At 68.0% G+C, this 18,581-nt stretch carries 16 protein-coding genes and 1 tRNA gene; 5 read left to right on the forward strand and 12 right to left on the reverse strand.

Features of this window, described 5'->3' with window-relative positions; genetic code table 11:
* The first annotated feature begins 17 nt into the window (after positions 1–17).
* Positions 18–2,795, forward strand: coding sequence for a DNA polymerase I (locus tag TEF_13040; protein ID ANK81616.1), 2,778 nt, complete (start codon positions 18–20; stop codon positions 2,793–2,795).
* 22 nt (positions 2,796–2,817) lie between these two features.
* Here the strand turns inward: TEF_13040 and TEF_13045 are convergent, their stop codons facing one another.
* Entirely contained in the window at positions 2,818–3,711 is an 894-nt protein-coding gene (locus TEF_13045) for a hypothetical protein (GenBank protein ID ANK81617.1), read from the reverse strand.
* Between the two features lie 215 nt (positions 3,712–3,926).
* On the opposite strand from TEF_13045, the gene TEF_13050 reads away from it, so the two are divergent.
* From TEF_13050 to TEF_13060, 3 genes are all read left to right on the forward strand, one after another.
* Complete coding sequence (locus TEF_13050; protein ANK81618.1) at positions 3,927–4,670, forward strand: hypothetical protein; 744 nt, start codon at positions 3,927–3,929, stop codon at positions 4,668–4,670.
* A gap of 305 nt (positions 4,671–4,975) precedes the next feature.
* The gene (locus TEF_13055; GenBank protein ANK81619.1) at positions 4,976–6,268 is read left to right on the forward strand and encodes an O-acetylhomoserine aminocarboxypropyltransferase; all 1,293 of its coding nucleotides are present in this window, start codon (positions 4,976–4,978) and stop codon (positions 6,266–6,268) included.
* Between the two features lie 79 nt (positions 6,269–6,347).
* Positions 6,348–6,423: transfer RNA gene (locus TEF_13060), tRNA-Ala, on the forward strand.
* Between the two features lie 113 nt (positions 6,424–6,536).
* Here the strand turns inward: TEF_13060 and TEF_13065 are convergent.
* The 3 genes from TEF_13065 to TEF_13075 form a co-directional block, all read right to left on the reverse strand.
* Complete coding sequence (locus TEF_13065; GenBank protein ID ANK83469.1) at positions 6,537–7,883, reverse strand: TRAP dicarboxylate transporter subunit DctM; 1,347 nt, start codon at positions 7,881–7,883, stop codon at positions 6,537–6,539.
* Positions 7,884–7,905: 22 nt separating this feature from the next.
* The gene (locus TEF_13070) at positions 7,906–8,496 is read right to left on the reverse strand and encodes a hypothetical protein (protein ID ANK81620.1); all 591 of its coding nucleotides are present in this window, start codon (positions 8,494–8,496) and stop codon (positions 7,906–7,908) included.
* Between the two features lie 135 nt (positions 8,497–8,631).
* Positions 8,632–9,678 carry an ABC transporter substrate-binding protein gene (locus TEF_13075; protein ANK81621.1) on the reverse strand — a complete coding sequence of 349 codons (1,047 nt, stop codon included), beginning with the start codon at positions 9,676–9,678 and terminating at the stop codon, positions 8,632–8,634.
* A gap of 245 nt (positions 9,679–9,923) precedes the next feature.
* On the opposite strand from TEF_13075, the gene TEF_13080 reads away from it, so the two are divergent.
* Positions 9,924–10,805 (forward strand): bile acid:sodium symporter, encoded by an 882-nt coding sequence (locus TEF_13080; GenBank protein ANK81622.1) that lies wholly within the window; start codon positions 9,924–9,926, stop codon positions 10,803–10,805.
* Here the strand turns inward: TEF_13080 and TEF_13085 are convergent.
* The 8 genes from TEF_13085 to TEF_13120 form a co-directional block, all read right to left on the reverse strand.
* Complete coding sequence (locus TEF_13085; protein ID ANK81623.1) at positions 10,795–11,547, reverse strand: hypothetical protein; 753 nt, start codon at positions 11,545–11,547, stop codon at positions 10,795–10,797. The genes TEF_13080 and TEF_13085 overlap by 11 nt on opposite strands.
* Entirely contained in the window at positions 11,547–12,734 is a 1,188-nt protein-coding gene (locus tag TEF_13090; GenBank protein ID ANK81624.1) for a peptidase M24, read from the reverse strand. The genes TEF_13085 and TEF_13090 overlap by 1 nt, the downstream gene beginning before the upstream one ends.
* On the reverse strand, positions 12,727–13,950 hold the full coding sequence (locus TEF_13095) for a diaminopropionate ammonia-lyase (GenBank protein ID ANK81625.1): 1,224 nt from the start codon (positions 13,948–13,950) through the stop codon (positions 12,727–12,729). The genes TEF_13090 and TEF_13095 overlap by 8 nt, the downstream gene beginning before the upstream one ends.
* A gap of 88 nt (positions 13,951–14,038) precedes the next feature.
* Positions 14,039–14,500 (reverse strand): (2Fe-2S)-binding protein, encoded by a 462-nt coding sequence (locus TEF_13100; protein ID ANK81626.1) that lies wholly within the window; start codon positions 14,498–14,500, stop codon positions 14,039–14,041.
* A 26-nt stretch (positions 14,501–14,526) separates the two neighbouring features.
* Positions 14,527–16,692, reverse strand: a complete 2,166-nt coding sequence (locus TEF_13105) for a hypothetical protein (GenBank protein ANK81627.1) — start codon at positions 16,690–16,692, stop codon at positions 14,527–14,529.
* Positions 16,693–16,793: 101 nt separating this feature from the next.
* Positions 16,794–17,564 carry a hypothetical protein gene (locus TEF_13110; protein ANK81628.1) on the reverse strand — a complete coding sequence of 257 codons (771 nt, stop codon included), beginning with the start codon at positions 17,562–17,564 and terminating at the stop codon, positions 16,794–16,796.
* Positions 17,565–17,620: 56 nt separating this feature from the next.
* Positions 17,621–18,115: a hypothetical protein gene (locus tag TEF_13115; GenBank protein ANK81629.1), complete on the reverse strand. Its 495-nt coding sequence runs from the start codon at positions 18,113–18,115 to the stop codon at positions 17,621–17,623.
* Between the two features lie 84 nt (positions 18,116–18,199).
* The gene (locus tag TEF_13120) at positions 18,200–18,475 is read right to left on the reverse strand and encodes a hypothetical protein (protein ANK81630.1); all 276 of its coding nucleotides are present in this window, start codon (positions 18,473–18,475) and stop codon (positions 18,200–18,202) included.
* Between the last annotated feature and the right edge of the window lie 106 nt (positions 18,476–18,581).

Here is an 18,581-nt window from a genome sequence, read left to right on the forward strand (position 1 = left end):
CGAAGGACGGCGCGCTGATGGCGGAGAACGGCAAGCATCTGGTCTATCTGATCGACGGCTCGGGCTACATCTTCCGCGCCTATCACGCCCTGCCGCCGCTGACTCGCCCCGACGGCACCAATGTCGGCGCGGTCTCGGGCTTCTGCAACATGCTCTACAAGCTGCTGGACGAGACGCTGCAGTCCGGCAAGGCGACCCACTTCGCCGTCATCTTCGACCATTCCTCCAAGAGTTTCCGCAATGAGATCTACGGCGACTACAAGGCCAACCGGCCGCCGCCGCCCGAGGACCTGGTGCCGCAGTTTCCGCTGTTCCGCGACGCCGTGCGCGCCTTCGGCCTGCCCTGCATCGAGATGGAAGGCTACGAAGCCGACGACCTGATCGCGACCTATGCCGAACAGGCGAAGGCCGACGGCCATGACGTGGTCATCGTTTCCTCCGACAAGGACCTGATGCAGCTCGTCGACGGCGGCGTCACCATGCTCGACCCGATGAAGAACCGCCCCATCGGCCGCGCCGAGGTGCGCGAGAAGTTCTTCGTGGAGCCGGAACGGGTGATCGACGTCCAGGCGCTGGCCGGGGATTCAACCGACAACGTACCGGGCGTGCCGGGAATCGGCATCAAGACCGCTGCACAACTCATTGAAGAATATGGCGATCTCGAGAATCTTCTCGCTCATGCCGAAGAGATCAAGCAGCCCAAGCGGCGTCAGAACCTGATCGAGCATGCCGACCTTGCGCGGGTCAGCATGGAACTGGTCCGCCTGAAGCGCGATGTCGAGGTCGAACACGACATTGACGGATTCATCATCGGGCCGCCCGATCCGGCGCCGCTGATCGGCTTCCTCGAGGAACAGAGCTTCCGCACCCTGACCAGCCGGGTCCGCGCGCGCTTCGGCGGCGAGGAGGGCCAGGCCCTGAACGAAGTCGCCGAAACGCCGCCGCCGGAAGACGCCGAATACGAACTGATCCAGGACATGGCGGCGCTGGAGAGGTGGATCGCGGAGATCCGCGAATGCGGTTTCGTCGCGGTGGACACGGAAACGAACTCGCTCGACGCGGTCGCCGCCGACCTCGTCGGCATCTCGCTTTCCACCGCGCCGGGCCATGCCTGCTACATCCCGCTGCGCCACCGCGGCGCGGCGCCGGACGGCGAACTCGATCTGGGCGGCGGGAACACGGATGCGCCGAAGCAGATTCCGCTCGCGGACGCCATCGCGGCGCTGCGGCCCGTATTCGCCGATCCGGGCATCCTCAAGATCGGGCAGAACATCAAGTACGACTGCACGGTGCTGCAGCGCGCCGGCGCGCCCGTGCACCCGATCGACGACACCATGCTGCTCAGTTTCGTGCTCGACGCCGGCGCCCATGGCCACGGCATGGACGAGCTTTCGCGGCTGCATCTGGACTACGCGCCGATCCCCTACAAGGAGGTCGCGGGCACGGGCAAGGCGCAGATCACCTTCGATCACGTGCCGCTGGACAAGGCGCTCGACTACGCCGCCGAAGACGCCGACATCACCCTCCGGCTCTGGCGGGTGCTGAAGCCGCGCCTGGCGCAGGAGCACATGGCGACCGTCTACGAGACCATCGAACGCCCGCTCGTGCCGGTGATCGCGGCGATGGAGCAGGCCGGCATCAGGGTCGACGCGGATATCCTGCGCGAGCTGTCCAACGACTTCGAACTGCGCGCCGCCGAGATCGAAAGCGATATCCATGCGCTGGCCGGCGAGAACTTCAACATCGGCAGCCCCAAGCAGCTCGGCGAGATCCTGTTCGACAAGATGAGCCTCGGCGGCGGCAGGAAGGGCAAGACCGGCGCCTATGCCACCGGCGCGGATATCCTGGAAGACCTCGCGGCCCAGGGCCACGAACTGCCGCGGCGGGTGCTCGACTGGCGCCAGCTCACCAAGCTGAAGTCGACCTATACCGACGCCCTGCAGAAGGAAATCAATCCGGCCACCGGCCGGGTTCATACCGCCTATCACATGGCCGGGGCGTCGACCGGCCGCCTCGCCTCATCCGATCCGAACCTGCAGAACATCCCGATCCGCACCGAGGAGGGCCGCAAGATCCGCCGCGCCTTCGTCGCCGAAAAGGGCTGCAAGCTGATCTCGGCCGACTACAGCCAGATCGAACTCAGGATCCTCGCCCACATCGCCGATATCGAGGCGCTGAAGGGCGCCTTCGCCGAGGGCGCGGACATTCACGCACTCACCGCCTCGGAGGTCTTCGGCGTGCCGCTGGCGGAGATGGACGGCGCCACGCGGCGCAAGGCCAAGGCGATCAACTTCGGCATCATCTACGGCATCTCCCCCTTCGGACTGGCGCGGCAGCTGCAGATCCCGCAGGGCGAAGCGAAGAGTTTCATCGACGCCTATTTCGAGCGCTATCCCGGTGTGAAGGACTACATGGACCAGGCGCGGGAACAGGCGAAGGAACATGGCTTCGTGGAGACGCTCTATGGCCGCCGCATCCACCTTGCCACGATACGCGACAAGAATCCGGCGCGGCGGAGCTTCGCCGAGCGCGCCGCCATCAACGCGCCGATCCAGGGTTCGGCCGCCGACATCATCAAGCGCGCCATGATCCGCATTCCCGCCGCCCTCGACGGCGCCGGGCTGGCGGCGAAGATGCTGCTGCAGGTCCACGACGAACTGATCTTCGAAGCGCCCGAAGATCAGGTCGAAGCCACCATCGAGGCCGTGAAGACCACCATGGAGCGCGCGGCGCATCTCTCCGTCCCGCTCACGGTGGAGGCGGGCGTCGGGGATTCATGGGCCGACGCGCACTAGGCGCATCGGCCCTTAGCGGAAATCAGGCGCCGGCACGGGTGCGGATGAACAGGCCCGCGCGGTCGATGGCCTCGCGGCCCTCCGACAGCATCGGCGCGAACAGGTGCCAGACGTGGATCATGCCGCCGGCTTCCTCCAGCGAGGACTGGACGCCGTCGGCCAGCGCCTTGCGGTGCAGTCTCCGCGCGTCATCGACCAGGGTTTCCCGCGTGCCGACCTGGATCAGCAGCGGCGGCAGCCCCTTGAGATCCGCGTGGATCGGCGAGGCCAGCGGCTGACTCGCGTCGGCGCCGTTCAAATACATGCCGGCCATGCGGTCGAGGCCGGGTTTCTGAACCATCGGGTCGATGTCGTGATTGGCGGCCATGCTCTCGCCGACGCCCTCCATGTCGACCCAGGGCGACATGGGCACGGCGCAGGCCGGCAGTTCCGCGCCCGCGTCCCGCAGCGCCAGCAGCAACGCCATGGTCAGGCCGCCGCCTGCCGAATCCCCCGCGATGGCGATGTCGCCCGCCTTCAGGCCCTGGCCCAGCATCCACTTGTAGGCCGCCACGGCATCGTCGACCGCCGCCGGGAACGGGTTCTCCGGCGCCAGGCGGTAGTCGATCAGCAGGATCCGCGCGTCCGCCGCCTTCGACAGGTTGTAGGCCAGCGTGCGATGGGTGTTGATGGAGCCGATGACATAACCGCCGCCGTGCAGGAACAGAACCGCCCTGTCCTGACTGGCGCCCGGCGCGGAAACCCACTCGCCCGGCACGCCGCCGGCGTCGACGGCCTCGATCTTGGCGTCGCCGGGCGTCGGCAGGAAGGTGGCGAGCTTCTCGAACCGCTCCCGCATCTCGGCCGGCGGCGGGTTCTCCGGCTGCGGGCGGCTGGTCAGCAGTTCGATGATGGAGTTCAGTTCCTGCACGGTCATTGGTCGAGTTCCTCCCCAGGTTCGGACCGCGCGATCTTGACCCAGCCGCGGTCCGCGCTCAATCCCGCAGCGGCGCTCACCTGACCCTCGCGCAGCGTTGATCCGGCCGCAGCGGGCGCGACATTGCCGGCGACGGGCTTCGTCGCCATTGTGAAGGCCATCCGAAGAACGGCGCAGCGCCGGCCCCTTCCCCATCGCCGGAGCGACAGCACTTCATGACCGACAGCCACAGTGGCGAGAGCGCGAAACGGCCGGGAGTCCTGCGCCGCTTCGGGCCGTTGGCGCTGCTCGTCCTCGCCATCGCGGCGTTCTTCGCCTTCGGCCTGGACGATTGGCTCAGTTTCCGCGCCATCAGGGACAACCGCGACGCCCTGCAGGCCTTCGTCGCCGAGCGGGAAGTCCTCGCCGTGATCACCTTCATTGCGCTCTACGCCACCGCGACTGCGCTGTCGGTGCCCGGCGCGACGGTGCTGACGGTCACCGGCGGATTCCTGTTCGGCAACATCTTCGGCACGGTCTGGGCCGTGATCGGCGCCACCATCGGCGCGACGCTGGTCTTTCTCGCCGCCCGCAGCGCCCTGGGCGACGCCCTGCGCCGCCGCGCCGGCGGCCGCGTGAAGCGGCTGGAGGACGGCTTCCGCGAGAACGCCTTCAGTTACCTGCTGTTCCTGCGCCTGGTGCCGGTGTTCCCGTTCTTCGTCGTCAACCTGGCGCCGGCCTTCCTCGGCGTGCCCCTCAGGACCTATGTCGCGGCGACCTTCATCGGCATCATTCCCGGCGGCTTCGTCTATGCCCAGGTCGGCCACGGCCTGGACAGCATCTTCCGCGCCGGCGGCGAACCGGATCTCGGCGACATCTTCACCACCGACGTGATCCTGGCCTTTGCCGGTCTCGGCCTGCTGGCCCTGTTGCCTGTGGCGGTGCGCCGGTTCCGGGCCCGGAGCCGCGCGGAGCCCTGACCGGATCATATTTTACGAAAAATGATTGTGAAAATACCTGATCAACACGCCGCTTGACAGCACGGCGCAGCCTTCATAGCGTCCCCTTCGCGCCGATTTGAGCCAGCTTGCGGGCGCGGGAGCGGAAGCCCGCTTCGAAGAAATACCGCTAAAGAGGTGGTCTGCTCCGGACCGAGCGCCGCCCCGGGTTCAGCCGATCGGGCGGCTTTTTCGTCTCCACCGCCCGAACCGACGCGATCCGGGACGCGCCGTCGCCGTAACGGCCCCTCGCTGGTCCCTTGTGCTCGTGGAAAGGAGCCCCAGAGATGAGCCTCGATTCGAAGAACCCGGAAACCATCGTCCTGCATGCGGGACACCGCGCCGACCCGACGACCGGTGCGGTCGCCGTGCCGATCTACCAGACCACCTCGTACCAGTTCCAGCACACCGAGCATGCCGCGAACCTGTTCGCGCTGAAGGAGCTGGGCAACATCTACAGCCGCATCATGAACCCGACCTGCGACGCGCTGGAGCAGCGCGTGGCGGCGCTGGAAGGCGGCGCGGCCGCCCTGGCGCTGGCTTCGGGTCAGGCGGCGAGCGCCTTCGCGGTGCAGAACCTCGCCCGCGCCGGCGACAACATCGTCTCCTCGACCGACCTCTACGGCGGCACCTGGAACCTGTTCGCCAACACTCTGAAGGACCAAGGCATCGAGGTCCGCTTCGTGGACCCCGAGGATCCGCAGGCCTTCGCCAACGCGACCGACGACCGGACCCGCGCCTATTACGCGGAGACCCTGCCCAATCCGAAGCTGAAGGTCTTCCCCATCGCCGAGGTCGCCGAGATCGGCCGCGGCTTCGGCATCCCGCTGATCATGGACAACACCGCGGCGCCCATCCTCTGCAAGCCGTTCGAACATGGCGCGGCGGTCATCGTCTATTCGGCCACCAAGTACATCGGCGGCCACGGCACCTCCATCGGCGGCCTGCTGGTCGATGGCGGCAATTTCGACTGGGAAGCCCACAAGGAGCGTCAGCCGGCGCTGAACACCCCCGATCCGAGCTATCATGGCGCCGTCTGGGCGGAGGCCGTGAAGCCGCTCGGTCCCATCGCCTACATCCTGAAGGCGCGGGTGACGCTGCTGCGCGACCTGGGCGCGGCGATGAGCCCGTTCAACGCCTTCCAGTTCCTGCAAGGCCTCGAGACCCTGCCGCTGCGCATGCGCGCCCACAGCGAGAACGCGGCCAAGGTCGCGGACTTTCTGAAGGGCCACGCCAAGGTGGAGAAGGTGATCTTCCCCGGCCTCCAGGACGGTGAAGCCAAACGCCGCGCCGACGCCCATCTCAAGGGCGGCTACAGCGGCCTGCTCGGCTTCGAGATCAAGGGCGGCAAGGACGCCGGCGCGAAGTTCATCGACGGGCTGGAGCTGTTCTACCACGTCGCCAATATCGGCGACGCACGCAGCCTGGCCATCCACCCGGCGACCACTACCCACAGCCAGCTCACGCCCGAGGAGCAGACGGCCTCCGGCGTCACCGATTCCTATGTCCGCCTGTCGATCGGCATCGAGCACATCGACGACATCCTGGCCGACCTGGAACAGGCGCTGGCGAAGGCCTGAGCGGGCCGCGAACGCGCTTGACAGTTCGCCGGGTCGCCCCCTATAGACGGGCGGCCCGGCGGACGCCGCCGGGCCGCGTGGGGCCGTAGCTCAGATGGGAGAGCGTCGCGTTCGCAATGCGAAGGTCAGGGGTTCGATTCCCCTCGGCTCCACCAATTCCTTCCCGCAATCCGACAACGCTCGCGCCGGGCGCATGACCTGAGGGCCCGGCAACCTGCCGACGGTCGACGCCCATCGGCGCCGGCCGCATGACGCCACATGGGCGTCGTCAGTTCCCGGAGAACAGCAGGTCCGGCAGCCACAGCGCAATGGCCGGAAACAGCACGATCAGGAACAGTCCGAACAGCTCGACCACCGTATAGGGCCCGACCGACCAGTAGATGTCCTTCATGGTCAGGTGCCGCATGGATGGATCCGCCTGCGTCACCGATCTGAGATAGAACAGGTTGAAGCCGAATGGCGGCGTCATGTAGCTGATTTCCATCATCACGACGAAGAGGATGCCGAACCACACCGGATCGAATCCGTGCGCGTTCACCAGCGGCAGGAAGACCGGCAGCGTGATCAGCATGATCCCCACCGGGTCCAGCACCATGCCGAGGAAGAACAGCACGACCATCATGAACAGCAGGGCGCCCCAACGGCCGCCCGGGATCTGCTCGGTCAGATGCGTGATGAAACTCTCCGCGCCCATCGCGGTATAGGCCGTGGAATAGGCGTGCGCCGCGAAGACGATCCAGGTGATCAGCGTGGTGAGACGGAAGGTCCGGATGGCGGCTTCCCTCACCAGCCGGGTATTCAGCTTGCGGTTGACCGCGCTGGCGACCAGAGCGCCGAGCACGCCGACCGCCGCCGCTTCCGTGACCGTCGCGAGACCCGAAAAGATTGCCCCGAGCACCATCACGATGATCATGATGGGCAGCAGCACGGACCTGAGGGCGTGGAGTTTCTCGGGCCAGGTCCCGCGGTCCTCGACCGGCAGCGAGGGACCCAGCTTCGGCTGGAACCAGCAGCGGATGCCGATATAGGCGGATACGAGCACGAACAGCAGCAACCCGGGGCCGACGCCGGCCGCGAACAGCTTGCCGATCGAGACTTCCGTGATCAGGGCGTAGAGCACCATCAGGATCGACGGCGGAATCAGGATGCCCCAGCCGCCGCCCGCATTGATCGCGCCCAGCGCCAGCCGCGCGTCATAGCCGCGCGACAGCATCTGCGGCAGGGCGATGGTCCCCATGGTCACCACGGCGGCGCCTGAGATGCCGGACATCGCCGCGAAGATGGTGCAGATCAGAACGGTGCCGACGGCCAGGCCGCCGCGCAGACCGCCCCACCAGAGATGCATCATGCGGTAGAGGTCGTGAGCAACGCCCGATCGTTCCAGCACCATGGCCATGAAGACGTAGAGCGGGATCGCGATGAGCGATGACGTCTCCATCAGGTCCCAAATCTTCGACGCCACCAGATAGAGGCCGTCGGAGGACGGGTTCGCCTGAAACTCGGCGAAGATGAAAATGACGCTGAGGCCGCCCAGCACGAAGGTCAGCGGCACGCCCAGCAGGATGAACAGGAACAGAAGGCCGAAGAAGAGGACGGTCTTCCACTCGATGGCCATGGCCGCATAGGCCACAACGAATTCAGACATCGACCTTGCCCTCCGCGCCATCGGCGATCGGGCCGAAGGCGGTCTCGTCCACGTCGATGCCCATCAGGATGAACACGTCAGCGGCGAATTTCACGATGCCCTGCAGCAACAGCAATGTGGCGGCGACGACGATCATCCATTTCGATGGCCAGAGCGGCGCTTTCCAGATGGCGAGTTCATCCACCTCCCATTGGCACCAGGGCGGGACGCCGTCAGCCATGCAGACGGACTGCGCGGCCATGCCGTAGGCGTTGGGCAGCAGGACGATCAGAAAAGCGAAGAACAGGAACGAGGTCGCGATATCGACGGCCGCCTTCCGCTTCTTCGAGAAGCTGCCGTAGAACAGGTCGACATTGACGTGTTCGCGGCGGGCCAGCAGGTAGCCGCCGCCGATGATGGCGTACACGCCGAAAATCAGCCGCGAGGCCTGCTGCGACCAGGAAATCGGCGCGCCGACCACCTTGCGCATGATGACGTCCGCCAGCAGCAGGACGAACAGGATCAGGACCGCCCAGTTGACCACCCTGGCAATCCAGAGATTGGTCGTCGTGATCGTCCGGGCGATCGCCGTGATGGCGCCCATGTGACTATCCACTCAATTCAGGATCGGAACTTCCGCACGACCGGTCGCCCGGAATCGGCCCGGAACTCCGGCCGGGGAAGGACGCAGGCGCCGGGGCCGGGGGTTCCCTGCCCCGGCTCCCGGCAGATGTCGCGGTCAGGCGTAGCCCAGCACCTTGAGGAACTCGACCAGCATCTCGGTGCCCTTCGCGGCGTTGCCGCCCTTGGCCCGCTCCTCTTCCAGGATGGCGCGCGACGCCTCGGCGAACTTGTCCAGCACACCCTGGGGGAACTGCTTCACCTTGACGCCGTGCTCGGCGATGCCGGCGGCCAGAGCCGTCATTTCCTTGTACTGATACTCGGCGCAGCGCTTCCAGAAGCGCGTCTCCAGATGCATCATCAGCGTGAAGCGCAGATCCTCGGGCAGCGCGTCGATCGCCGCCTTGTTCATGATCAGCGTATCCATGGCGATGCCCATGGTTGGCTTCATGTGGAACTTGGCGACTTCCCACAACGACATGGACTGGGCGCCCTGCGCCGCGCCCCAGTGGGCGCCGTCGACCACGCCGGAAGCCAGCGACTGGTAGAGCTCGGGTCCGGCGACGTACTGCGGTGCAGCGCCAGCGGCCTCCAGGTACTTCAGATAGGAACCCGAAGAGCGGAGCTTCATGGCGGAGAAGTCGCTGGCCTCGGAGATCTCCTTCGAGACCACCAGTTCGGTCGGATAGACCTTCTCGGCGCGGCTGACGACACCGTGATAGGCCAGTTCCTCGTTGAACATGGCCTCTGCGCCCATGTTCTTCAGATAGTACTGGAACTCCCAGGGCTCGCGGAACGTGCCCGGCACGCCAAGGCAGAGACCGGCCATAGGCGCCTCGCCCAGAACGTAGCCCGGCGAGAGGGTGCCCATCTCGACCACGCCCTTCTTGACGATCTGGAAGATCTCGGCGCCCTTGGCGAATTCGCCCGCGCCATGAAGTTCGAGGGTAAAGCGGCCGTTGGTGATCTCCGCCAGTTCGTCGGCGATGACCTGCAGACTGTCGCCATAGGAGGCCGACGCCTTCGGCCAGTGCGACTGCACCTTCCAGACGACTTTTTCCTGCGCGCGGGCCGAACCCGACCCGATGATGGCAGGCGCCGCGGCCAGCGCCGCGCCTCCCAGAAGCGCCTTGCGGCGGGACAGTCCGGTCTTCTTCTCGGTCATGAGATACCTCCCTCGATATTCCGCGAGAGCCGGCCCGTCCGGCAGCCGCGATGCACAATCATTTCTGATTCTTCATTCTTCCCAACATGATGACCACGTCCGAAGGGCGGGGCAATCGGTAAAACGCATGAAGGCAGGTACCGATCTCGGCGCGGCGCCGCACTCGTGTACCGCGCCCTTCCAGACTAGTCTCGACGCTACCGCGCGATTCATTGTCGTTCGCGGTCGGGACGAGGGGGATACAGGTGGACATCTTCATTCAGCTTCTGCCGCTGGCGCTGGCGATCATCATGCTCTCGCTGGGGCTGGGACTCACGGTGGCCGATTTCGCCCGCGTGCTCACCGCGCCACGCGCTTTCGTCATCGGCCTGATCTCCCAGGTCGTGGCCATCCCGCTCGTCGCCTGGGTGCTGGCGAGTCTTGCCGGCCTGCCGCCGGCGCTGGCCGTGGGCGTCATGATCCTGGCCCTCTGCCCGGGCGGCGTGACCTCGAACGTGCTGACCCGGTTCGCGCGCGGCGACCTGGCGCTCTCGATCTCGCTGACCGGCCTTGTGAGCCTGCTCTCGGTGCTGACCGTGCCGGTTCTCGCGGCCTTCTTCGCCGATCATTTCATGGGCCTCGATGCGCCAGCGATCGACGTCACCGCGCTTGGCCTCGCCATGTTCGCAATGACCGCGGTACCGGTGACGATCGGCATGACCGTGCGGCGCTTCGCGCCCGGCTTCAGCGGCCGCGTCGAAGGCCCGCTCTCGGTGCTGGCGCTGGTGCTGTTCGTCCTCATTGTCATCGGCGCCATCGTGCTGAACTGGGGCCTGCTGGTGGAAAACCTGCCGAAGCTCGGCCCGTCGCTGGTCGCGCTCAACGTCATCCTGCTGGCGATCGGCCTGGGCCTCGCACGCCTCGCCGGCCTGTCGCAGCGCCAGGGCACCGCCATCGCCATCGAGACCGGGATCCAGAATTCCACGCTGGGCATCACCGTGGGCTCGCTGATCGTGGAGCAGGCCTCGGGGCTGCCGCCCTTCAGCCTGCCGTCAGGCGTCTACGGTCTGACCATGTACGCCGTGGCGCTGCCCTTCATCTTCTGGCGCCGCGCCGGTCAGCGGAAGGCAGCGCCGCTCAGCCCCTGAGCCCCACCCCGGCGAGACAGCCGAGACTTTCCACCCGGTCCTCGACGCCGGCCAGCCGGAGCAGGTGCCAGGCCAGCACCTGATTACTGGCGAGTGCCGGCTTGCCCAGCGCTGCTTCCGCCTCGGCCAGGACGTCGACGGCGCGGAGATTGGTGCAGGAGGCGAAGACCGCCTCCACCGCGTCCGCGCCGCCGATCGCGGTCATCGCCTCGACGATCGACGGCTTCGCGATGCGCGCGACCAGCCGTTCCTCCTTCTGGCCGAAGCTGCCGAAGGCGGCGACGCCGACGCCATGATCCTCCAGCGCGACGCGGAGCGAGTCCGAGACATCCTCGACATAGGGACTGACCAGCCCGAGACGCCTGACGCCCAGCGCATCGCAGGCGGCCTTCAGCGCCGTCAGCGGATTGGTGACCGGCGTGCCGGGATGCGAGGCGGCGATCATGCGCGCGACCTCGGCCTCGCCCAGCACGGTCGCGCCGGAGGTGCAGCCATAGGCGACGGCGTCGAGTTCCGCCGCCTGCGGCAGCAGCGCCGCGGCGTCGGGCAGGGTCTCGCGCATGGTGCGGATGGTCTCGGCGGTGAGATCGGGCGAGCTCGGCACCCGGCTGTGGAACAGCGCCACGTCGCCCGGCAGCAGGCGGCGGAAGTCGCGCTCGATGGTCTCGTCGATGGAGAGCAGGATCAGTCCCAGCGCGGCGCGTCGCGGCGGCGCGGCCTCGACATCGTAGTCCAGCCGCATCAGCCGCCCTCCCCGATCACCGGCAGTTCCGCCGGTGCGGGCCGGGTCAGCCAGGCCGGTCCGTTCTCGCCGATGACGATGTTCTCCTCCAGCACCATCACCCGGCCCGGACGGAAGGTCATGCCGGGCTCCAGGGTCAGCACCATGCCCGGCCGGATCACGGTCTCGTCGCCCGGCCGGTGGGACGGCCACTCGGTAAGCTGCATGCCGAGCCCGTGACCCAAGCGCCCGACATCGTTGCCGAGCGCCCCGCCCCGCTCCAACACCGCCTGCATGGCCTGGAAGAGTCCGGCGCAGGTAACGCCCGGCCGCGCCGCCGCGAAGCCGGCGTCGACGGCGGCCCGGACGGTGGCGTAGGCGCGGCGCGCATCGTCGTCGGCCTGCCCGAAGGCGTAGTTGCGGTCGAAATCGCAGTAGTAGCCGTCGAAGGTCGCACCGGTGTCCAGCATCAGCACGTCGCCCGGCTCTGTTCGCCGCTCGCTCGGCGGGGAGATGATGTCGCCGACCCCGCCCGGGGCCGCGCCGCCCACCAGATAAGGCACGTCGTCGGCGCCGCGCTGCAGGCATTCGATCCGGAACGCGCGGAAGATCTCCGCCTCGCTCATGCCCGTGGTCACGAAACCGGGCAACGCCTCGAAGACGTCGGAGACGAGAGCGCAGATATGGGCGATCTTCCCGATCTCGGCCGGCGACTTGACCATGCGCAGTTCGCGCACGACCGCCCCTGCGTCCACGAAGGCGCAATCCTCCAGTCCGGCCACGAGACGGGTGTGATCGGCGAGCGGCATTCGGAGATGCGTCTCCGGACCCATCGGTACGCCGATCCGCGCCCTCGGCCCGGCCAGTTCCCGCACCGCCTCGGCCAGCAGGGTCACGCCCTCGTCCTCGGGCCGGGGCGAGGGCCAGCTGCGGACGTCGTCCAGCCAGGTCCGGGCCAGGCATTCCGCGCCGATAGAGGGGACCACGGCGACGGGCTTGCCCGCGGCCGGCACCAGCAGGAACCAGGGCCGTGTCGGACTCTGCCAGAACTGGGTGAGAAAGCCGGAAAAATAGCGGAACTCGGGCTCGGTCGTGAACAGCAGGATGTCGATGCCCGCTGCCGCCATCAGCGCCTGAGCGCGGGCGGTCCGCGCCGCCAGCTCGTCGGGCGCAAAGCCGCGCTCGGGTTCCTGCCGGCGCTCAGCCATCGATCAGGTCGTCCAGGCGCGCGCCGGGGCCATCGCCTTCGACAATCCGCCGGTAGATCGCCGGATCGGTCGCGCCTTCGCAGCCGAAGACCAGCACGCGGGAGCTTTCGTCGAGCCCGATCGCAGCCTTGAGGTCCGGGTCCGCCGCCGCGCCGATAAGTCCGATCAGACCGGGGACCGCCGACTCGCCCGCGGTGATCGGCCCGCCGCCCGCCGCGCCGGCGGCCAGCAGGCGCATGGCGGGCGCCACCATCTCCTCGCCGATGGTGATGTAGTCGGCCGCGCCGCGCGAGAGCACCTCCCAGGCCAGCAGGGAAACCTCGCCGCAGGAGAGGCCGGCCATCACCGTTTCCTCCTCCAGCACGACGGACGTCGGCCTGCCCGCCCGGGCCGTCGCCATGAGGCAGGCCGCCCGGGTCGGCTCCACGATGACGAAGCGCGGCCGCGCGGGACCGAGACGCTGCCACATGGCCGCACAGACCGCCGCCGCCAGTCCGCCGACCCCGGCCTGGACGAAGACGTGGGTTGGCGGCTGGGGCAACTGCGCCATCGCCTCCCCCGCCATCACGCCATAGCCGGCCATCACCAGCCGTGGCACCTCCATGTAGCCGTCCCATGAGGTATCGGAGACAACCTGCCAGCCATTGGCCTCGGCCTCCTCGGCGCAGAGGCGGACGGACTCGTCATAGTCGCCCTCGATGCGGACGACCTCCGCGCCGAAGGCCTCCATGGCCTGCTGGCGGCCCTTGCTGACGCCGGCATGGATGTAGATGCGGCAGCGGCAGCCGGCCATTTCGGCACCCCAGGCGACCGAGCGGCCGTGATTGCCGTCGGTCGCCGTGACCACGGTCAGGCCTTGCAGGTCATCGCGATGCCCGCCCTCCCTGATCGCGGCCGGGTCCGGCCGCCGCCCGGTCTGCGCTGCGACATGATCGGCGGCCAGTCGAAGGACAGCATAGGCCCCGCCCAGCGCCTTGAAGCTGCCGAGTCCCAGCCGTTCGCCCTCGTCCTTGTAGTGAACCGCGGCGAGGCCAAGCCGGTCGGCGAGGCGGTCGAGTTCGACCAGCGGCGTCGGTCGGTAGCCCGGCCAGTCCGCGATCTCTTCGGCCGCTTCATCGAACATCGCCGCCGAGACCACGCGGTCGAGTTCCCCCGGCCACGGGCCGCATTCGGCCTGTCTCTGGAGGTGATCGGCGACGATTGCCTTCCCGGCCATGCTTTCCCCTCTCCGCCTGCGGAAGAGGCGAGCATGACCGCCGGGCCCGGCCGGCGCAACCGGACCCGGGTAGCCGCCTGCTACCGGATCAGGCCTTGCCCGCGCGAATCTCGGCGGCGCGGTGAATGCCGCGGCGGATACGGGCGTAGGTGCCGCACCGGCAGATGTTGGTCATTGCCGCATCGATATCGGCATCGCTCGGCGACGGGTTTTCCGCCAACAGCGCCGCCGCAGCCATGATCTGCCCGGACTGGCAGTAGCCGCACTGAGGCACGTCGATCTCCGCCCAGGCCTGCTGCACCGGATGAGCGTTGTCCGGCGACAGCCCCTCGATCGTGGTGATCCTAGCCTCGCCCACCGCCTCGACCGGCAACACGCACGTCCGGGTGGCGACGCCATCGAGATGTACGGTGCAGGCGCCGCAGAGCCCAGCGCCGCAGCCGAAACGGGTGCCGACCAGACCCATGGTGTCGCGCAGCACCCAGAGCAGCGGCGTGTCGGGTTCGACATCGACCCGGAGCCTGCGGCCATTGACGTTGAGCGTGAACATGGCGGCGTCTCTCCGTTGCAGGCGTCTCAGACGCTGAAGCCGTGGCGGGTCAGCGGAAGCTCGCGGATGCGCCGCCCGGTCGCGGCAAAGATCGCGTTGACCAGCGCGCCGGCCGCGGGCGGCGTACCCGGCTCTCCCAGGCCCGTCGGATGGGCGTCGCCGTCGATGAAATGGACCTCGACCGGCGGCGCCTCGCTCAGATGCATGACGCGGTAGTCGTGGAAGTTGCTCTGCTCGACGCGCCCGCCCTCGACGGTGATCTCGCTGAACAGCGCCCCCTCCAGACCCCAGAGCACGGCGCCGTGGACCTGCGATTCGGCGATGGCCGGGTTTATCACGCGGCCGCAGTCGACTGCGCAGACGATGCGGTGGATCGTCAGTTCCCCCGCGCCGCCGACCGAAATCTCGGCGACCTCCGCAACCCAGGTGCCGAAGGAGCGGTGCACGGCAATACCCTGGAAACGGCCCTCCGGCGCCTCGCCCCAGCCCGCCTTTTCCGCCGCCAGTTCCAGCACGCCGAGATAGCGCGGCTCCCCCGCCAGCAGCCGGCGGCGGTATTCGACCGGATCGATCCCGGCCGCGTGGGCGCACTCGTCGACCACGGCCTCCTTGCAGAAGCCCGATAGCGAGTGCTGCACCGAGCGGTGGGAGCCCGTCGGCAGCGCGAAGCCCATGATCTCGGTATCGACGTCGAGATCGTCGACGGCATAGGGAAACGGGTTGGTTTCGACGAAGGAGCGGCTGAGTCCCGCGCCCATGTTGACGTCGCCGATGATCGATTCCACCGGGATCCAGGCCAGATGCGGAAGGTTGTCGTCGAGCGCACGCTGGAAATGCGAAGGCTCGGCGACCTTTACGCGCCAGTTCGTCGGCATGCCGTCCTGGCCGAGCGCAATCTGGAAGCGGACTCGCGACATCGGGCGGTAGAAGTCGTGGCGCATGTCTTCCTCGCGCGTCCAGAGCAGCTTCACGGGCTTGCCGATGGCCCTGGCGACGGTCACCGCCTGGCGCACGAAATCGCTCTCGAGTCGCCGCCCGAAACCGCCGCCGAGATGCGTGGTGTTGATCTCGATCCGGTCCTTCGGCAATCCCGTGACCTCCCGGATCGCTGCCGAGGCCGATTGCTGGTTCTGGGTGGGCGCCCAGACCCGGCAGAAGTCCACCGTCACGTGGGCGGTGCAGTTCATCGGTTCCAGCGGCTGATGCGCCAGCAGCGGCGTCTGGTATTCGACATCCAGGCGATGCGCCGCCCCGTCGAAATTCCGCGTCGCCATGTCTGCCAGCGACGCCTTCATCGCCCCGGTGAAGCGCGCGCTGCTCTCGTCCGCATTGGGCCCGTCGTCCCAAGCGACCGAGAGCGCCTCGAGTCCCTTCTTCGCGCGCCAGAAACTGTCGGCAACGACGGCGACGCCGTTGTGGATCGGCACCACGGCCCGCACCCCGGGCGAGGCCAGGGCAGCGGCTTCGTCCATTCCCGCGATGGTTCCGCCGACGACCGGGGACTGGGCCACGGTCGCGTAGAGCATGTCCGGCAGCCGGACATCGATGCCATAGATCGGCGCGCCGCTAATCTTGCCCGGCGTATCGAGCCGCCGGACCGGCTGACCCACCAGCCGGAAGGAGGCGGCGTCCTTGAGCGGCGGATCGGAAGGCGGCGAGAGCCGGGCCGCGGCGGCCGCGAGTTCGCCATAGCCCGCCGACCGGCCGTCCGGATGGCGGACCCTTGACCCTTCGGTGGCGCAGTCCGCGGCCGCCACGCCCCAGCTCTCCGCGGCGGCCTCCACCAGCATCATGCGCGCGGCCGCGCCCAGCTTCCTGAGCTTCTCCCAATGGCTGGTCACCGAATTGCTGCCGCCGGTCACCTGGACCATGTAATCCGGATTGTCGAAGGCGGCGTGATAGGGCGCGAACACCGTGCGTATGGCGGTCCAGTCGGCGTCCATTTCCTCGGCGACGATCATGGTGAGCGCGGTCTGCACGCCCTGCCCCATCTCCGAGGCCGGCACGAAGAAGGTGATCGCGCCGTCGCCGTCAATGTGAAGCCAGGCGTTGCGGAAGGCATCCTTCCCGTCGGTCTCGGAGAAGGCGGCGATGGTGTCGAGTTCCGGACTGCAGCCGATCAGCAGGCCGGCCGCCGACAGCGCGCCAAGGCTCAGGAACTGCCGTCTGCCGAGTGTCGGAAATCTTGCCATGGAGCGCCGCCGCTGTTGTGAGCCGCTCGACTATGGCCCTCTGGCCCGCGCGTGGCCAAGACCCGGCATGTAAACTTTCGTAACGGCCGGAGAACGACCGCTCAGCCCTTCAGCCGCGCCAGGATCGCGCCCATGCGTTCGCCGACATCGGCGATCTCGTAGACCGCTTCGGCCTCATAGCGGAGGCCATCGTCGAGACCCGCATTCTCCGACTTGCGGTAGAGATCCTTGTAGGCCGCGATGGAGCCGGCGCTGTTCTCGGCGATCCCAGCGGCCAGCTTCGCGACATGGGCGTCGAGCTCGGCCAGCGGCACCGCTTCCATGACGAGGCCGCATTGCGCCGCCTCGACGCCGGTGATCGTGCGCGCAGTGAAGGAGAGCTCCCTGGCGCGCTGCATGCCGACACGGCGCGCCAGCCGCTGGGTCATGCCCCAGGTGGGACGCAGGCCGATCTTCGCATGGGTGTCGCCAAACTTTGCCTCCTCGGCGGCGATGGCGATGTCGGCGGCGAGCATCAGCTCCACACCCCCGGTGAAGCAGAAGCCGTTGACCTTGGCGATCACCGCCTGGGGCATGTGTTCCATCAGGCGCTGCACCCGGCGGGCGGCTTCGTTCAACTCCTCGCCCACATCACCGGCGGTCAGGTCGCGGCCGGTCGCCTGCAGCGCCTTGAGATCGACGCCGGCGGTGAAGGCGCGTCCCGCGCCGGTGAGGACCACCACGCCGACCTCGTCCGAGCGCGCAAACCCTTCCAGCGCGTTGCCCGTCTGGCGCAGCATCTCGGCAGTCAGGGCGTTGAGCGCGTCCGGCCGGTCGAAGGTGACGGTGGCGACCCTTCCGACGGTCTCCACGGTGATGAACTCGCTGGTCATGACGCCCTCCCCCTCCGGTTCGCCGCGCGATCCTAGTGCGGGCGGCGACGGCCCGTCTAGGACAGGAAATCGACGGCGAGGACGAGGCGGTCGACCTCGTCGGTCTCCTCGGCCAGCGGCAGCACGAGAACCAGGAACGCCACCGCCGTTCCACCCGCCACGCGCAGTTCGCCGCGGAATCCGGCCGGCTCGCGATGCTCGGCGGCTGCGAGGCAGATACGCTCGAAGCCCTTCAGGACCTGGCCGTCATAGGCTTCCCGGAACCAGCGCCCGTCGTCGTCGCGCCCGGTGACCTCGGCAAAGCGCGAGCCCTGCAGACGCCAGCGGAACGCCCGGCCGCCCTCGCCCACGTCGATCAGGCTGGCATGACCGACCCAGGGCAGCAGCTTCTCCGGGGAAAAGTCGCCGTGATCCGGCAACCGGCCGCCGTCACGGCGGTCGCGCCAGTAGTCCTCGATCGATTCGAGCAGGTGGGAACGCGTCGCCACGGCGGGCGTTTCCGTCAGTTCCAGACTTTCATACGCGGTCTGGTCTTCTCTGTTCCGGGCCATGCTGCCGCTCCGATACGCGAACGGGGCAACCGGGAGATGGGATTCGGCCGCCGGCGCTTCAACGCGCCGACCCGACTCTCGGCCTCAGCGGCGGCGGTTGCGCACCCGCACGCGCTCGCGCCGATGGAGCGCGACAGCGAGGCCGACGCCCAGCCCCGCGGCGGCGAGCACGATGGCGAAATGGGCCGGATCGGAGACCCAGTGCGCGACCAGTCCGACGATGCCGGTGACCGGCTCGCCATGGCCCGGATGGGCCGAAGCGCCCGTGGCGGCAAGGGTGGACAGGACAGCGGCGGAAAGGACGGACAGGTGGCGCACGGCGTTCTCCTCGAAAGTGCTCAGTCGACAGGCAGCGGTCACGATCTAGGCAAGAATCAGCTTCAGGAGCAAGCTCGCAAGCCCCAGTGCGGCAACGCCGCACGCCCAGATCGCCACGAACCAAAGGACCCGGCGGAGTCTTTCAGGA

It is taken from the genome of Rhizobiales bacterium NRL2, from assembly GCA_001664005.1.
In the GTDB taxonomy this organism is placed as follows: domain Bacteria; phylum Pseudomonadota; class Alphaproteobacteria; order Minwuiales; family Minwuiaceae; genus Minwuia.

What these genes read in the sequence shown, in the direction of transcription:
- TEF_13040 (ANK81616.1), top strand. Translation starts at nt 18, where the DNA reads ATGGCGGAGAACGGCAAGCATCTGGTCTATCTGATCGACGGCTCGGGC.
- TEF_13045 (ANK81617.1), bottom strand. Translation starts at nt 3,711, where the DNA reads ATGACCGTGCAGGAACTGAACTCCATCATCGAACTGCTGACCAGCCGC.
- TEF_13050 (ANK81618.1), top strand. Translation starts at nt 3,927, where the DNA reads ATGACCGACAGCCACAGTGGCGAGAGCGCGAAACGGCCGGGAGTCCTG.
- TEF_13055 (ANK81619.1), top strand. Translation starts at nt 4,976, where the DNA reads ATGAGCCTCGATTCGAAGAACCCGGAAACCATCGTCCTGCATGCGGGA.
- TEF_13065 (ANK83469.1), bottom strand. Translation starts at nt 7,883, where the DNA reads ATGGCCATCGAGTGGAAGACCGTCCTCTTCTTCGGCCTTCTGTTCCTG.
- TEF_13070 (ANK81620.1), bottom strand. Translation starts at nt 8,496, where the DNA reads ATGGGCGCCATCACGGCGATCGCCCGGACGATCACGACGACCAATCTC.
- TEF_13075 (ANK81621.1), bottom strand. Translation starts at nt 9,678, where the DNA reads ATGACCGAGAAGAAGACCGGACTGTCCCGCCGCAAGGCGCTTCTGGGA.
- TEF_13085 (ANK81623.1), bottom strand. Translation starts at nt 11,547, where the DNA reads ATGCGGCTGGACTACGATGTCGAGGCCGCGCCGCCGCGACGCGCCGCG.
- TEF_13090 (ANK81624.1), bottom strand. Translation starts at nt 12,734, where the DNA reads ATGGCTGAGCGCCGGCAGGAACCCGAGCGCGGCTTTGCGCCCGACGAG.
- TEF_13095 (ANK81625.1), bottom strand. Translation starts at nt 13,950, where the DNA reads ATGGCCGGGAAGGCAATCGTCGCCGATCACCTCCAGAGACAGGCCGAA.
- TEF_13100 (ANK81626.1), bottom strand. Translation starts at nt 14,500, where the DNA reads ATGTTCACGCTCAACGTCAATGGCCGCAGGCTCCGGGTCGATGTCGAA.
- TEF_13105 (ANK81627.1), bottom strand. Translation starts at nt 16,692, where the DNA reads ATGGCAAGATTTCCGACACTCGGCAGACGGCAGTTCCTGAGCCTTGGC.
- TEF_13110 (ANK81628.1), bottom strand. Translation starts at nt 17,564, where the DNA reads ATGACCAGCGAGTTCATCACCGTGGAGACCGTCGGAAGGGTCGCCACC.
- TEF_13115 (ANK81629.1), bottom strand. Translation starts at nt 18,115, where the DNA reads ATGGCCCGGAACAGAGAAGACCAGACCGCGTATGAAAGTCTGGAACTG.